General features: G+C 65.8%; 13 protein-coding genes. 10 read left to right on the forward strand and 3 right to left on the reverse strand.

Going from position 1 to position 14,214, the window contains the following annotated elements; translation table 11 throughout:
• The first annotated feature begins 71 nt into the window (after positions 1 to 71).
• The 7 genes from NKH51_RS02430 (at position 72) to NKH51_RS02460 (ending at position 8,656) form a co-directional block, all read left to right on the forward strand.
• Positions 72 to 554: an Lrp/AsnC family transcriptional regulator gene (locus NKH51_RS02430; protein WP_254763646.1), complete on the forward strand. Its 483-nt coding sequence runs from the start codon at positions 72 to 74 to the stop codon at positions 552 to 554.
• A 1,340-nt stretch (positions 555 to 1,894) separates the two neighbouring features.
• Positions 1,895 to 3,379, forward strand: a complete 1,485-nt coding sequence (locus tag NKH51_RS02435) for a proton-conducting transporter transmembrane domain-containing protein (protein WP_254763647.1) — start codon at positions 1,895 to 1,897, stop codon at positions 3,377 to 3,379.
• Positions 3,369 to 5,783, forward strand: a complete 2,415-nt coding sequence (locus NKH51_RS02440) for a DUF2309 domain-containing protein (protein WP_254763648.1) — start codon at positions 3,369 to 3,371, stop codon at positions 5,781 to 5,783. Before NKH51_RS02435 ends, NKH51_RS02440 begins: the two co-directional genes overlap by 11 nt.
• Before the next feature lie 238 nt (positions 5,784 to 6,021).
• Positions 6,022 to 6,495: a 30S ribosomal protein S15 gene (locus NKH51_RS02445; protein ID WP_254763649.1), complete on the forward strand. Its 474-nt coding sequence runs from the start codon at positions 6,022 to 6,024 to the stop codon at positions 6,493 to 6,495.
• 6 nt (positions 6,496 to 6,501) lie between these two features.
• On the forward strand, positions 6,502 to 7,716 hold the full coding sequence (locus NKH51_RS02450) for an exonuclease (protein ID WP_254763650.1): 1,215 nt from the start codon (positions 6,502 to 6,504) through the stop codon (positions 7,714 to 7,716).
• Positions 7,713 to 8,018 carry a KEOPS complex subunit Pcc1 gene (locus tag NKH51_RS02455; RefSeq protein WP_254763651.1) on the forward strand — a complete coding sequence of 102 codons (306 nt, stop codon included), beginning with the start codon at positions 7,713 to 7,715 and terminating at the stop codon, positions 8,016 to 8,018. The genes NKH51_RS02450 and NKH51_RS02455 overlap by 4 nt, the downstream gene beginning before the upstream one ends.
• Entirely contained in the window at positions 8,015 to 8,656 is a 642-nt protein-coding gene (locus NKH51_RS02460; RefSeq protein WP_254763652.1) for a 30S ribosomal protein S3ae, read from the forward strand. The genes NKH51_RS02455 and NKH51_RS02460 overlap by 4 nt, the downstream gene beginning before the upstream one ends.
• Before the next feature lie 123 nt (positions 8,657 to 8,779).
• Here the strand turns inward: NKH51_RS02460 and NKH51_RS02465 are convergent, their stop codons facing one another.
• Together NKH51_RS02465 and NKH51_RS02470 are read right to left on the reverse strand one after the other, a co-directional pair.
• On the reverse strand, positions 8,780 to 9,085 hold the full coding sequence (locus NKH51_RS02465; RefSeq protein WP_254763653.1) for a putative quinol monooxygenase: 306 nt from the start codon (positions 9,083 to 9,085) through the stop codon (positions 8,780 to 8,782).
• An 84-nt stretch (positions 9,086 to 9,169) separates the two neighbouring features.
• The gene (locus NKH51_RS02470) at positions 9,170 to 9,607 is read right to left on the reverse strand and encodes a cupredoxin domain-containing protein (protein WP_254763654.1); all 438 of its coding nucleotides are present in this window, start codon (positions 9,605 to 9,607) and stop codon (positions 9,170 to 9,172) included.
• A 109-nt stretch (positions 9,608 to 9,716) separates the two neighbouring features.
• On the opposite strand from NKH51_RS02470, the gene NKH51_RS02475 reads away from it, so the two are divergent.
• The 3 genes from NKH51_RS02475 (at position 9,717) to NKH51_RS02485 (ending at position 13,722) form a co-directional block, all read left to right on the forward strand.
• The gene (locus tag NKH51_RS02475; protein WP_254763655.1) at positions 9,717 to 10,442 is read left to right on the forward strand and encodes a protein sorting system archaetidylserine synthase; all 726 of its coding nucleotides are present in this window, start codon (positions 9,717 to 9,719) and stop codon (positions 10,440 to 10,442) included.
• A 66-nt stretch (positions 10,443 to 10,508) separates the two neighbouring features.
• Positions 10,509 to 11,849 carry a HEAT repeat domain-containing protein gene (locus NKH51_RS02480; protein WP_254763656.1) on the forward strand — a complete coding sequence of 447 codons (1,341 nt, stop codon included), beginning with the start codon at positions 10,509 to 10,511 and terminating at the stop codon, positions 11,847 to 11,849.
• 67 nt (positions 11,850 to 11,916) lie between these two features.
• The gene (locus NKH51_RS02485) at positions 11,917 to 13,722 is read left to right on the forward strand and encodes a phospholipase D-like domain-containing protein (RefSeq protein ID WP_254763657.1); all 1,806 of its coding nucleotides are present in this window, start codon (positions 11,917 to 11,919) and stop codon (positions 13,720 to 13,722) included.
• Positions 13,723 to 13,746: 24 nt separating this feature from the next.
• Here NKH51_RS02485 and NKH51_RS02490 read toward each other — a convergent pair whose 3' ends face one another.
• Positions 13,747 to 14,175, reverse strand: coding sequence for a metal-dependent transcriptional regulator (locus NKH51_RS02490; protein WP_254763658.1), 429 nt, complete (start codon positions 14,173 to 14,175; stop codon positions 13,747 to 13,749).
• Between the last annotated feature and the right edge of the window lie 39 nt (positions 14,176 to 14,214).

Below are 14,214 nucleotides of genomic sequence, written 5' to 3' on the forward strand. Positions count from 1 at the left end.
CAGCATCGATTCTGGCTCGAGAACTGTCACGGCGGCCGAAAATCCTTGTAGTATCGCGACCAACTGGTGGTATGGGCGAGTACGAACTCGACGATATCGATCGAGAAATTATCTACGCACTACAGGCGGACGCCCGTAATCTCTCGTCCGCCGAGATAGCCGACCGAACCGAGGCGTCATCGAGTACCGTTCGCAAGCGCATCCAGCGACTGGAATCGGAAGGCGTCATCAAAGGCTACAGTGCCGACGTCGACTATCAGCAATCCGGATACCCGCTCCGAATGCTCTTGTTCTGTACGGCGTCGATCCCGGAACGCGGCACGCTGATCGACGATATCCTCGAGATCCCGGGAGTCGTTTCAGTCCAAGAACTGGTCACCGGCGAGAAGAACTTGCTCGTGACGGCCGTCGGTGAAACCGACGACGACATCACGCCGGTCGCCCAAGCGCTCCTCGACATGGACCTAACCGTCGCTGACGAAGTACTCGTCCGAAGTCACGAGACGGCTCCCTTCGATGATTTTTCGTCTCGATCGAATCCAAGCGACGAGTGAGTGCAGTTCGGAACTATCGCGCCTGTCTTCTCTGTGCGGTTATCGGTCTCCACATCGCTGTAATCGGTGCTCTCCGTGAGACAGCCGCCAAGCGGCAGCGTCTTCGACTGCCGCCGGTACGATGGACGCCCTCGAAATCGGACGATCGAACCATCATAACGACTGAAACGCCCAGTGTGTCCATCGTAACGGGGTCCGGATGGGGGTGGTGTGTGAGTCCTCGAGTTTGCTGCAACCGTCCGGCCCTGTCGTCGCTCGAGTTGTCACGACCACGAAACCGCTCTAGACGATCACTCGTCGTCGCCGTCTGCCTGACCACCACGACGACAGCACGCTGGCACAGCGGGACGGAGGATCGAACACTTCGTTCGATATATCCACTCTAATAACCGGGTCGGCCTCTATGGAGGGAGTTATCTTCGCTCTGCTCTAACTGAGCGGATACGAACGATCGTCCACGTCGAGGAATCTTATGAAGGATAACGTGTTAGTGCGGCTCCTCGAGGGAGAGAGGGACTTCGCCACCCCCGCAGACAGCGGCCGTGGATCATGTGGCGAAGCGGCTGTCGGTCTCGCCGTCTGTTGTCCGATGGTACGAGGAACGTCGAGACGGCTGTGGCCGCTCGGCCCGATCGATACGGTGCTAAACGTGACTCGACTCGGGAGTCAAACGTGGGAATTCGTCGAAGACGACCGCGTACTCGCACCCGATCTGGTTCATATCACGCGCACACACGAGTTGGAGACGATACTCGTAATCGGTCACTCCGGCTGTGACGTCGTTGCGGATGCATACGACGAGTACGTCGCCCCCGACCGGTCACTGTCCGCAGGTGTCGAAACGCGAATCGACCCCCTCGTCGCGACGGTACGCGAGGCGCTCGAGTCGGACCGTGTCGGAGTCGATTGTCCCCGTCAAACGCTTCTCGCCCGTCTCGTCGAGTATACCATCGCCAGACAAGTCGAGTTTCTTCTCGAGAACGAAGCGGTCACGGCACCGGTCGCAGGGTACGTTCACGATGATGACGGAATCTACGGCGGATTTCCCGAGACGCCGTACCTCGTCAGTTTGAACGGTGAACAGCGTGTCAGGAGACTCAAATCACGCGTTCCCGATAGCCGCGATATCGCCGTAGACAGCGTCCGAAACTGATTCGCTTTCCGGACGCGCCGAAACCGCGACTCACGTCAATCCCCGCGTCACGCTTTACCATACCGTTCTATATTAGGACCTTAGTCGAACAGTATGGTCGCATCGAAGGCTATAATAACCAGTGTGTTCGAGTAATGTCGTAGAAACGGCCAGGCCGGTCGTGACTGGTCCCAGAGAGAAAGAGAACATGACTGGACAATCGCAATCGACCGATCACGTACAACTCCCTGAGACGACGCCGTCTTCCGCAGTAGTGCCGCGAGCGGCGACTGTCGGCGTCTGGGCGCTCTTCGTGCTCAGCGCGGTAGCGCTCGTGGTCTCGGTCTGGGGCGGATACGAGTGGTCGATCCCGGGCTACGTCGTCGTGGACGGGCTAGCGATGGTCATGTGGGTCGTCGCCACGTTTTTCAGCGGTATCGTCCACTCCTACTCTCGCCGCTATATGGCCGGTGATGGCCGCATCGACCAGTTCTTCGGTCGGATCTTCGCCTTCACGCTCATCGTCATGGCCGTGACCGCGGCCGACCACGTGGCGCTGTTCGCAGCGGCGTGGCTGGGTATGGGACTCACGATGGCGTCTCTCATCGGCCACGTTCGCGGCTGGGAGCAGGCGCAGGCCGCTGCCGCGATCGCCCGTCGATACTTCGTCGCGGGCAGCGCCGTGCTCGCGGGAAGTCTGGCGCTGCTGGCCTGGACGACGGGAACGACCTCGATCTCCCGCATCGTCGACCAGGCGGGGAGTCTCCCGCCCGAACTTACCATGCTCGCTCTCGGGGGACTCTTCCTCGCGGCGATGCTCCAGTCGGCGCTGCTCCCGTTTCAGGGCTGGTTGCTGTCGTCGATGACGGCACCGACCCCGGCCTCCGCCCTGATGCACGCCGGGTTCGTCAACGCGGGCGGCATCCTGCTTACCCGCTTCGCACCGCTGTTCGCCGATGTGCCGACGGCCATGTCGCTGCTCGTCGTCGTCGGCGCGACGAGCGCTCTGTTCGGACAGGCGCTGTTGCTCGTCCAGTCCGACATCAAACGCAAGCTCGGCGCCTCCACCGTCGCTCAGATGGGATTCATGATCCTCCAATGTGGGCTCGGTTTCTTCGCCGCCGCCATCACCCACCTCATCCTCCACGGCTTCTACAAGGCGTATCTGTTCCTCTCCGCCGGCGCCACGGTCGAACAGACGGCCCCGAAAAAAACCGCCAGTACCGATCTGGGACTGCCGGGTCTGATCGTCAGCCTCGGCGCTGCCGCCGGCGGTGGCGCGCTCTTCGTCGCCATCACCGGCAAAGGAGCGCACCTCGATTCCGGCGCGTTCCTGGCGTTCATCGTGGTCCTGACGACGCTGCACGCGACGCGAGATCTGCTCGAGCGGTCGACGCTTCCCTCGAGGATCAAACTCGTCGGTATCCCGTTCATCGTCGTCGTTCCCATCGCCGTCTACGGGTTCCTGTTCGAGACCATCTCGGCGCTGTTGGCGACGGTTCCGATGACCAACGCGCCGACCGAACTCTCGGTCGTTCACCTCGCTGTCGGTGCCCTCTTCGTGGGCTCGTACATCGCGGTGGAACTCGGCTGGCATCGCTCCAGCAAGCGTCTCTACGTCGCGTTGCTGAACCACTCGCAACCGGCCCCGAAGACCGTGCTGACCACGAAGGAGGACTACAATGACGCTTGAAGAAAACTACCTCGAGAACAGTATCGATCGCGCAGCAGCGAACATCGGCGAGGTCTGGCCGCTCCACTCGTTCGTCACGGCCAACCCGCTGTCCGGATTCGAAGACCAGCCGTTCCATCAGGCGGTCGCCGAGGCCGAACAGCTGTTCGGCGGCCGCGGCTATCCACATCCCTCCGTCTTCCGCCAGGCCTGGGAGAGCGGCCAGATCGACCCGGACGTGCTCTCCAGCGAGCTGGACGCCCACGGCTTCGACGAGGATCCGGAGCCGTCGCTAGACGAGATGGCGGCGTCCGAATCCGCCGCTTCCGCCGAGAGCGAGTCCGCCACCGACGAGGTCGATCGCGTTCTCTCGAAGTGGCTCGCCGCGTTCCTGGACCACGGGAGCGCCAAGTGGTCGATGCCCGATCGCGAGCAGGGGTTCTACGCCGCCTGGCGCGGGGTGGCTCCCTACGACGGTGAGCTCCCCAACTGCACCAGCCCGTCCGACCTCCCGGACACACCTGTCGGGGCGCTGGAAGCCGTCCTGTCGGACTATCCGCAGGGAGAGTGGGAGACGATCTTCGAGCAACACCTCGCCGCGCTCCCCGGCTGGACCGGCTTCATCAAACAGCGCGCCAGCGACGACGCCGATCCGTGGCAGTCGAGGTACCCCATCTCGCTGACCGACTATCTCGCCGTCCGCCTGCTCATCGCGGACTTCCTCGAGGCGCCCCTCGAGCCGGACGAGCACTCCACCGACCCGGTCGAGACCGACGAGGTGCCGCTCCCGGAGGTCTGGCTGACGGCGTGGGAGAAGAGCCACCGGAGCCGCCTGCTGGAGCAGGTGTCAGAGCCGGCCGAGGAGCCCGTTCCCTCGGACGAGACCGATCGCCCGGCCGCACAGCTCGTGTTCTGTATCGACACGCGCTCGGAGATCATCCGTCGCCACATCGAATCGGTCGGGCCGTACGAAACGCACGGCTATGCGGGCTTCTTTGGGATTCCGATGCGCTACCGGGGGTACGACGCGGACGTGGCTGTCGACGCCTGTCCGCCGATCCTCGAGGCCCAGCATCGGATCACGGACCGCCCTACCGGGGACGCGGACGCTAAACACGACCGACACGACCGCTGGCAGGGCGTTCTGGATGCGGGGAAGCAGCTATTCAAGACGCTCAAGTCCAACACCGCGACGGCGTTTAGCTTCGTCGAGAACGTCGGGCCGGGGTACGGCGCCGCGCTCACCGCCCGCACGCTGCTTCCCGGCCGAGTCTACGACGCTGCCCACGACGCAGACCACGCGCCCGCTCACCACGAGTTCTGTGAGCCGTCGATCGATTACAACCCCGACTCCGTCCACGACCTCCGAGAAGGACTCATGCTCGAGGAGAAAGTCGAGTACGCCCAGACCGCCTTCGAGCTGATGGGCTGGGAGGAGTTCGCCCGACTCGTCGTCTTCACAGGCCACACGAGCGAGACGACGAACAATCCGTTCGACTCGAGTCTGGACTGTGGTGCCTGCGCCGGGAATCCCGGCGGCCCGAACGCCCGCGTGCTGGCAGCGATCTGTAACGACGAGGAGGTCAGGGACGAACTGCGCGACCATGGGATCGACATCCCTGCCGACACCGTATTCCTCGCCGCCGAACACAACACGACGACGGACGAAATCACCCTGTTCGACGACGAGGTGCCCGAGGGCCATCAGGCGGACGTGGCGCAGTTACGCGACGACCTCGCGCAGGCTCAGGATCGCGCGACTGCGGAACGAACCGAGTCGATGACCGACGGTACCGACGATAGCGTTCGCGAGACCCAGCGTCGGGCCGCCGACTGGGCCGAGACCCGCCCCGAGTGGGGGCTGGCCGGGAACGCCTCGTTCGTCATCGGGCCACGCGAGTTGACCGCGGGCGATTCCCTCGACGGTCGCACGTTCCTCCACTCCTACGATTGGCAGACCGATCCGGAGGGCGAGGCGCTCGAGGCGATCATGGCCGGGCCGCTCGTGGTCACCCAGTGGATCAACAATCAGTACTACTTCGCCACGGTCGACAACGCCGTCTACGGCAGCGGGTCGAAAGTGACGCAGAACCCGGTCGGCAACGTCGGTGTCTTCCAGGGCAACGGAGGCGACCTGATGACCGGGCTCCCGCTTCAGTCGCTCTACGCCGACGCCGAGCAGCCACACCACCAGCCGTTGCGCTTGACGGCGGTGATCCACGCACCGGTCGATCAGGTCACCGAGATTCTCCGTGAGCACGACCAGCTCGTCCAGTTGCTCGACAACGGCTGGATACAGCTGACGGTCGTCGATCCCGAGCAAGACGACGCGCCGTTTCACTATCAGGCGGACCTCGAGTGGGAGTCGACGGGCTCCGAACGGACTCCGGCCGAACCCCCCGTCCAAGCGGCTTCGGACGATTAACTCGCTGAGCGCTGACGACGGCAATCACGATCGCAACGACGACGGTCGGGCGCCGGACGTGAGCGCTCGACCGGTGTCGATGTAGAAACCCTTTAGTCACCCACGACGGAATCTCCAGTGGGAAACGCACGGCCGCAAATCCGACTCTGCCGCCCGCTCTTTCGGGCGGCTTGGGATTGCGGAAGTGCACGGCGAGAGCCGTATTTACGCGCGGTCAGTGCGGTTCCTATCCTCAACAATGGCACGAATGCACACCCGCCGTCGCGGCTCGTCCGGTTCGGACAAGCCGTCGGCAGACGAACCGCCGGAGTGGAGCGACGTCGACCCCGAAGACATCGAAGACCGGGTCGTCGAACTGGCAGAGCAGGGCTACGATCCCAGTCAGATCGGGATGACGCTGCGTGACGAAGGCGTCACCGGCACGCCCGTCCCGGACGTCAAGCTGGCGACCGGGAAGAAGATCAGCGAGATCCTCGAGGAGAACGACGCCACGGCAGAGGTCCCCGAGGACCTCCGGAACCTGATGGAGCGTGCGGTGCGACTGCGCGAGCACGTCCGTCAGAACCCTCAGGACGCCCAGAACAAGCGCGCCCTGCAGAACACCGAAGCGAAGGTTCGCCGCCTGGTCGACTACTACCGCGGCGACGAACTCGAGCCCGACTTCACGTACACGCCCGACTTCGCGGCAGAACTGCTCGAGGACCTCGAGTAACGTCGTATGTCCACCGAGGGTCGATCCGCCGAGTCGATGGTCGCCACCGGCGCACTCGAGAGCGCCGGCTTCGTTCGGCTGGTTGCCCGCGCCGACGGCGACGCGCTCGCGGCGAGCGGACTCGTCGCGGGCGCCCTCGCCGCCGCCGAGACGCCGTTTCAGGTGACCGTCGGCCGGACGGTCGGGGAGCGATCCGAACGCCTCCGCGCGCCGACGGCTGACGGCGACGTGACGGTCGTCGTCGGCGCCGCCGACGGGACCGCCGACGCGGACGACGTGGTCCGACTGGCCGCGACCGATCGACCCGCCGCGCTCGAGGCCGTCGATCTCGTCCGCGACCTCGGCGCGACGCCCGATCCAGTGCTCGCGCTGGCCGGCGTCGTCGCTGCAGGCGGTGAACCCGGCGCGGGCGAAAGCGAGTGGCTCGCCGAGACTGCGTCCGAACGTGGTCTCCTCGAGCGGCGACCCGGCGTCGCGGTGCCCACCGCGGACCCGATCGATGGACTCGCGTACTCGACGCGCGTTCGCGCGCCGTGGTCGGGCGATCCAGCGGCGACCCGCGAAGCGCTCGCGGACGCCGTGGGTGATTCTAACTCCCTCGAGGCGGACGATCACCGCGCGATCGGCTCGCTGGTCGCGCTCGACGCCGTCGGTGCCGACGAGGCGACCGACGCCGCTGCAGCGTCGATCGCTCGGCTACTACGGCCGTACGCGACGCCCGAGGCCCCATTCGCGACGCTGGGCGGCTTCGCCGACGTGCTCGAGGCGACGGCCCGAACGGAGCCCGGCACGGGAACGGCGCTCGCGATGGGCCACGACGCTCGCGAGCCCGCACTCGAGGCCTGGCGCGAACGCGGTCGACGCGCGCACACGACGCTCGCGGACGCGTCGACCGGCCGCTACGACGGGTTGTTCGTCGTCGGCATCGACGGCGGTCCCGTCGAGGCAGTCGCACGGCTCGCGGCGGCCTACCTGTCGCCGGAGCCGGTCGTTCTCGCCGTCGGTGACGGTGAGGCCGCGATCGCGACCCGCGAGGCCGGCTCCCTTGGCGCGATCGTCGAGGGCGTCGCTCGCGAACTCGAGGGCGCGGCGTCGGAACCACCGGCGGACTCGGCGTCCGTCGGTGTCGACTACGACGTCGGCCACCGGCGCGGCTACCTGGGATACGACCCCGAAACGGACGAATCGACGATCATCGCGGCAGTGAGGGACCTGCTATGAGCCGGCGAGCGACGATCCGAACGGACTGCGACGACCCCGACCTCGTCGCGCGCTCGCTCGCCCCGGACAACACCGACGAGATGGAGACGACCGTCGAGCGTAACGCCGACGGCTCGTCTGGCGGCACGGTCGTCACGCGGATCGACCGCGAGACGACCAGCGGCCTTCGCTCGACCGTCGACGACTACGTCGTCAACCTCGCGGTCGCGATCGACGTCGCGACGAACGCACAGCACGCACGACCGACGGACGCGGGACCTGCGTCCGACAGCGATACCGACTCAACACACGATACACAATGAGCGAACGATCAGTTTCACGCGCGAAACAGGAGAAGCGGTGGTACACCGTCCTGGCACCCGAGCAGTTCGACCGCCAGGAACTCGGCGAGACCCCCGCTGACGAACCGGAGAAAGTCTACGACCGAACCATCGAAACGACGCTCGGCGAACTGACCAACAACGCCAGCGAGAACAACACGAAGCTCACCTTCAAGGTGACCGACGTGGGCAGCGACAGCGCCTACACGGAGTTCGTCGAACACGCGCTGACCCGCGACTACCTGCGCTCGCTGGTCCGCCGCGGTGCCTCCAAGATCGAGGCCTACGTCACCGTCCTCACGACGGACGACTACCGCGTCCAGATCCAGCCAGTCGCCTTCACGACCAAGAAGGCCGACGCGAGCCAGGAGAAAGCCATCCGCGAGACGATGGTCGAGATGATTGAGGAGGCCGCCGAGGAGCGCTCCTTCGAGGAACTCATCGACAGCGTCGTCGAAGGTCGCCTCTCCTCTGGCATCTACGGCGAGGCCAAGACGATCTACCCGCTGCGCCGCGTCGAGATCCAGAAGTCCACCCTCGAGGCCCACCCCGAGGAAGTCGCCGAAGAGGAAGCGACCTCGGTCGACGTCGACGACGAAGACGTCGCCGCCGACGACTGATTTCGCGGGCGAAAACGTTCGATTTCGCCGGCAGCTATTTTCGGTGCCGCTTCGAGACGCTCGACTCGAGTCTGGAGCCGCGGCTCCACATGTGGGCACCGGAAAGTCGGCGCGAGCGGCCGCTCAGAGGTCGACGTCTTCGGCCGACTCCACGTCGAACCTGGTGACCTCCGGCTCGCCGGCGAGCAGGTCGGGCAGCGCCGCCGAAAACTCTCGGAAGTGGTCCGACTGACTGTGCGCACCGAGCGCCGCCTCGTCCTCGTAGCGCTCGAAGAACCGGACGACGTTCGGATCGGAGACATCGGTCGCGGCGCGGTAGTCGATCATGCCGTCTTCCTGTTGCGATTCGGTCACGAGGTCGGCGATGAGGTCGAGCGCTTCCTCGCGGCTGTCGGGATCGATCGGGAAACTCGCGTGAACGACGATCATGCGACAGTGATGTCCGCCCGTCGGGGGATAAAGCTCCGCCTCCCGGGAACCCGTGCCGGCACAGGGGTCGGTAGCCGTCGGTCGTCACTCGGTGACGACGATCTCGCCGGTCATGTTCGCGCGTTCGTGAGGGATACAGAAGTACTCGTACGTACCGGGGACTTCGAACGTGTGTTCGTACGTCTCGCGCGATCCGAGACCGCCGCCGCGCTCGCCGTGCCACGCGTTGTACGCGTCTTCCTGATTTTCGAAGCCGCCGGAGGCGAAGTACGCCGCCTCGTCGGGGATGAGTTCGTCGTAGGCCGTGACGGTGTGGTCGGCCTCGCTCGTGTTCTTCCAGACGACGGTGTCGCCGACGGAGACCTCGTAGCTATCGGGGAGGAACTCGGTGCGGTTCATCCCGATGTGACAGTCCCCGCCGCTACAGGGGTCGCTCTCGATGACGCTGAGGGCGGACGAACACCCCGCGAGGCCCGCCGACGCGGCGGTGCCGACGGCGGCGAGATAGACACGCCGGTTCATACCGGATCGTTGGGAGAGTCGCGGTATAACCGTCTTGGTTCGCTCCCCGAAACTGGGAACGCCTCGGAAACAAAAACACGTAAGGTAGCTCCCCGTCGAATCCGGGCATATGCTCCCCCGGTTCGTCGGTCGGCTGGGCGTCGCCGACGCGGTGACGATCGCCAACGCCGCCCTGGGGTTCGTCGCCGTCGTCGTCGCTACTATCGATATCGCTCTGGCCGCCCGAATTATTCTGCTGGCGGCGATCGCGGACGGTCTCGACGGCATCCTCGCGCGCCGGTATGGCGGCACCGACGCCGGTCCCTACCTCGATTCGCTCGCCGACGTGGCCTCCTTCGCGGTCGCTCCCGCCGTTCTCACCTTCGTCGTCGTCACGGGCGGCCTCGAGATCGAATTCGACGCGGTCACCGCCGAACTGCTACTCGTGACGGGGATCTGCGCGTTGTTCGTCGCGATGGCCGTCACTCGGCTGGGGATGTACACCGCCTACGATATCTCGGGCAGCTACACCGAGGGCGTCCAGACCACGCTGGCCGCGACGGTGCTGGGCGCGGCGATCCTCGCCGGCGAGACCCACCCCTGGCTCGTCCTCGCGGTCACCGGCGCGTTCTGTTACCTGATGGTCTCGCGGATCCGGTATCCGGACCTGCTGGCCCGCGACGCCGCGATCATGGGCGTCGTTCACGCGCTCGCGATCCTCGTCCCCGACTTCGCCGGGCGAACGTTCCCCTACGCACTCCTGACGCTCGGGTTGGCCTACATGACGCTCAGTCCGTGGCTCTACTGGGGCCAGACGGAGCGTTCCTCGGAGGTCGACGTGCATGGAAACGCTTAGGGCCGTGCTGACACGACCGTAGCGTATGAGCACTGTCACGCGTCGGCGTCGTCTCGAGGTGGGACGATGAGCGAAGACGAAGCGAACGGTGACGACGCGGCCAACGCAGAGGGCGCAGACGAGGCGGAGTCCACCGATCTCGAGGAAATCGGCGAGCGACTCGACGCGTTGGCCGTCGGACTCGAGGAGCACGACTCGGACCTCGAGGCGGCCGAGACCGAGGACGACCTCGACGCCGTCGAGGCGGACCTCGAGTCGTTCCGCGATGACCTAGAGAGCGTCGAGATTCCGGAGCCGCCCGAGACCGACGAGGACGAAGACGACGACGAACCCGCCCCCGAAGAGGAGCTACAGGACCAGTACGACGAGATCGAGAGCGATCTCTCGGATCTGGAGTCCGACCTCGAGGACCAGCGCGGTCCCTACGGCGAGGACGTGATCAGCGAAATCGAGAGCGCGAGCGGAACGATCACCGGTACCCGCTGGACCGAGGAGGGCAACGCCGAACTGATCGAAGCGGTCGACGACTTCCTCGACGACCTGAACGACCTGCTCGGGAGTTCGGTCACGCTGGTCAACCAGGGCGAAACCGTCCCCGATCAGCTCGACGCGACCCTCGACGACGCCGCCGAAGCCGTCGAGCGCGCCGACCTCGACGCGGACGACGACGCCGAGACGATCGCCGACTTGCTCTCCGCGACCGACGACCTCCAGAACGATGTCGACGATGCCACGGCATGGGCCGACCTCGAGATCCGCGAACAGCTCCGTCGCGAGGGCTATTACGACGTGCTCGACCACGTCAAGGACTTCCCGCCGGAGTGGCACGCGCTGAAGGTCCACGAGAAGCGGGGCAACGTCGACATGATCCTGCTCGCCCTCGAGACGTTCGATTCGGACTTCATGGAGGAACACTGCATGGAGGCCCTAGAGCGGATGGGCCCCGAGGAAGCCATCGAGCCGATGCTCCAGAAGGCCAACCGCCGCGATCAGGCGGCGATGCGAATCCTGGGCAAGATCGGCGTCGACGACGAGGAGATCGTCGAGACGCTGCTCGACTACGTCGACTCCAACCCGAACCTCCAGCAGCCAGCCTTCCGCGCGCTCGGCGAAATCGGCGCCGAAGCAGCCGTCGAACCGATCGCCCAGCAGCTCGTCGCCGACGAAGCCGATGTCCGAAGCTGGGCCGCCCGTGCCCTCGGGTTAATCGGCGACACTCGCGCCATCGAGCCGCTCGCGGACGTCCTCGAAGACGACGAGGCCGATCGCGTCCGGGCCAGCGCCGCCTGGGCGCTCCAGCGGGTCGGCACCCAGGACGCCCTCGAGATCGTCGCCGACTACGACGACGATCGCGCCTACCTCGTGCAGGCCGAAGCCGAGCGCGTCGACCTCGAGCCGGCGGCCTGACGACTGTGACTTCCTCTTCGCTGTTGACTCCGCTACTTTAAGTACGAAACCGCGGCCAACCGCGGTGATGGACGCTCGTCGGGCCACCCTCGTTGCCGTTTTCGGCTGCTGTCTCGTCACCGGTACCGCACTGTGCTCGGGACTCGCGACCGTCGACGGGACGGCTGTGGACGGATCGGCTGCTGCTCGAGCAACCGAAGCGACGCCCCCGGCTTCGTCCGCTCTCTCCTGCCCAACTCGAGCCGCAACGACCGATACCGGCACCGAGCTACCAGCGCACCCGACCATCGTCGGCCTCTACCCGAACCCGACCACCGACGACGACGTCGGCGAGTTCGTCGTCCTCGAGACGCCACCCGACACCCGTCTCCAGACCGTAACGCTGACCGACGGTCACACGACGGCACGGCTCCCGAACGCAACGGTTTCCGGGCGGGTCGCGTTGAGTACCGCTCCGAACGTCACCGAGCGACTGACCGACGCGCCGGTCCTCGGCCTCGAGGGGCACCTCCAACTCGCGGACGACGGCGACGACCTTCGCCTGCGAAACGCGACGGCGACCCTCGATTCAGCATCGTACGACAGTGCGCCAGCGGCAGAACGGTGGTATCGGACGGTGCCGACCTCCAGCGACGACTCCACGACGCACGAGGCCGGGAGCGACCGCGTCAGCGGCCAGTGGTGGCCACGGGACGCGACCTGCCTTCCGGTCTCGAGCGCCGCCGTCGACGAGGCCACGGCGTTCGTCCTCCCCGACGCACCGGGCGTACCGCGCGAGACGATCCGAACTGCCGACGATCGGCTCCTGCTGGCGGGCTACACCGTCACCTCCGACGCGATCGCCGACGAACTCGTCGCCGCCACGGAGCGTGGCGTCGACGTGTCTGTCCTCCTCGAGGCGAGTCCGGTCGGCGGAACGCCCGCGGCGACCGACGGCCTCATCCGGCGGCTCGAGGCAGGTGACGTCGACGTACGAGTCATCGGCGGCGAGGATGCGCGCTATCGGTACCATCATCCCAAGTACGCTGTCGCTGACGACAGCGTCCTAGTTACGACCGAGAACTGGAAACCAGCGGGTGTCGGCGGCGAAAGCAGCCGCGGCTGGGGTGTCCGGCTCGAGGACGCGGACCTCGCAGCCGACCTCGCGAGGGTATTTCAGGCCGACTTCGGGGGCTGGGATACGGTCTCCGGGGCAGCCTATCGCGCGAACGCCTCGTTCGTCGAGGACGAGACCTCGGTTTTCGCCTCGTCCGCTCCAGACTTTCCGACGACACACGAACCCGAAACGATCCCGATCGAATCGGCCGAACTGCTGGTCGCCCCCGACAACGCCGACCGCCGAATGCGAGACCTGATCGCTGCGGCCGACGACGAGCTTCTCGTCGTTCAGCCCAGCATCGCTGCCGACGTCTCGCTCCTCGAGGCGACCGTCGAGGCGGCCCGCCGCGGCGTCGAGGTCCGCATCCTGCTCGGCTCGACGTGGTACAACGCCGAGGAAAACGAGCGCTTCGTCGCCGACCTCGAGCGCCTCGCGACGACCGACGACCTTCCGCTCGAGGTGCGACTGGTCGAGGACACCGATCGATTCGAGAAGATCCACGCGAAGGGCGTGGTCATCGACCGGGATATGGCGATCGTCGGCAGCGCCAACTGGAACGCGAACTCGCTCGAGAACAACCGCGAGGTGCTGGTCGCCCTCCACGGCGAGGCGGCCGCGGACTACTACGCCGAGGTCTTCGAAGCCGACTGGTCGGGCGACTCGCGACGGTTCCCGGTCGGTCTCGTCGTCCCAGTGATCGTGGCACTCGCGGTTGCAGCCCTCGTCGGCCGACGCTATCTCAGATTCGGCGAGCTGCCGTCAGAACACACCTGAGCAAAACGGGACTCGAGAACAGGCTCAGTCCGCGCGACCGCCGACCTCGAGCAGCTCACAGCAGTCTGCGTCAGGGTCGAAACAGTCAGGACACTGGTCGGGGCGGTCGATGATCGTATCGAGCCGTTCGGCGACGGTGCCGTCGATAACGCTTTCGAGCGCGCGGGCCTCGTCACGAAACTCCTCGACCTCGAGGACGTTCGCGAGGAACCGCTCGATGATACAGTAGGTCTGCAACGCGTTGTGGGCGCGCTCGAGGCCCTCGTCGGTCAGGCTGGCTCCCTTGTACTTCTCGTGGTCGACGAGGTCTCGATCCTCGAGTTTGCCGATCATTTCGTTGACACTGGCCGGACTCACCTCGAGTAGGTCGGCGAGGGTGCCGGTCGATGCGGGGCCATCTTCGATGCGCTGAGCCAAGTAGATCGCTTTGAGATATTGGTCGGCAGTGTTCATAGCCACCCTCCGGAAGTGTCGCTGCGCGCCGCGTTGGTT

Source organism: Natrinema marinum (genome assembly GCF_024296685.1).
Lineage (GTDB): Archaea > Halobacteriota > Halobacteria > Halobacteriales > Natrialbaceae > Natrinema > Natrinema marinum.

Coding starts and splice junctions, on each gene's coding strand:
- NKH51_RS02430 (WP_254763646.1), top strand. CDS start 72: ATGGGCGAGTACGAACTCGACGATATCGATCGAGAAATTATCTACGCA.
- NKH51_RS02435 (WP_254763647.1), top strand. CDS start 1,895: ATGACTGGACAATCGCAATCGACCGATCACGTACAACTCCCTGAGACG.
- NKH51_RS02440 (WP_254763648.1), top strand. CDS start 3,369: ATGACGCTTGAAGAAAACTACCTCGAGAACAGTATCGATCGCGCAGCA.
- NKH51_RS02445 (WP_254763649.1), top strand. CDS start 6,022: ATGGCACGAATGCACACCCGCCGTCGCGGCTCGTCCGGTTCGGACAAG.
- NKH51_RS02450 (WP_254763650.1), top strand. CDS start 6,502: ATGTCCACCGAGGGTCGATCCGCCGAGTCGATGGTCGCCACCGGCGCA.
- NKH51_RS02455 (WP_254763651.1), top strand. CDS start 7,713: ATGAGCCGGCGAGCGACGATCCGAACGGACTGCGACGACCCCGACCTC.
- NKH51_RS02460 (WP_254763652.1), top strand. CDS start 8,015: ATGAGCGAACGATCAGTTTCACGCGCGAAACAGGAGAAGCGGTGGTAC.
- NKH51_RS02465 (WP_254763653.1), bottom strand. CDS start 9,085: ATGATCGTCGTTCACGCGAGTTTCCCGATCGATCCCGACAGCCGCGAG.
- NKH51_RS02470 (WP_254763654.1), bottom strand. CDS start 9,607: ATGAACCGGCGTGTCTATCTCGCCGCCGTCGGCACCGCCGCGTCGGCG.
- NKH51_RS02475 (WP_254763655.1), top strand. CDS start 9,717: ATGCTCCCCCGGTTCGTCGGTCGGCTGGGCGTCGCCGACGCGGTGACG.
- NKH51_RS02480 (WP_254763656.1), top strand. CDS start 10,509: ATGAGCGAAGACGAAGCGAACGGTGACGACGCGGCCAACGCAGAGGGC.
- NKH51_RS02485 (WP_254763657.1), top strand. CDS start 11,917: ATGGACGCTCGTCGGGCCACCCTCGTTGCCGTTTTCGGCTGCTGTCTC.
- NKH51_RS02490 (WP_254763658.1), bottom strand. CDS start 14,175: ATGAACACTGCCGACCAATATCTCAAAGCGATCTACTTGGCTCAGCGC.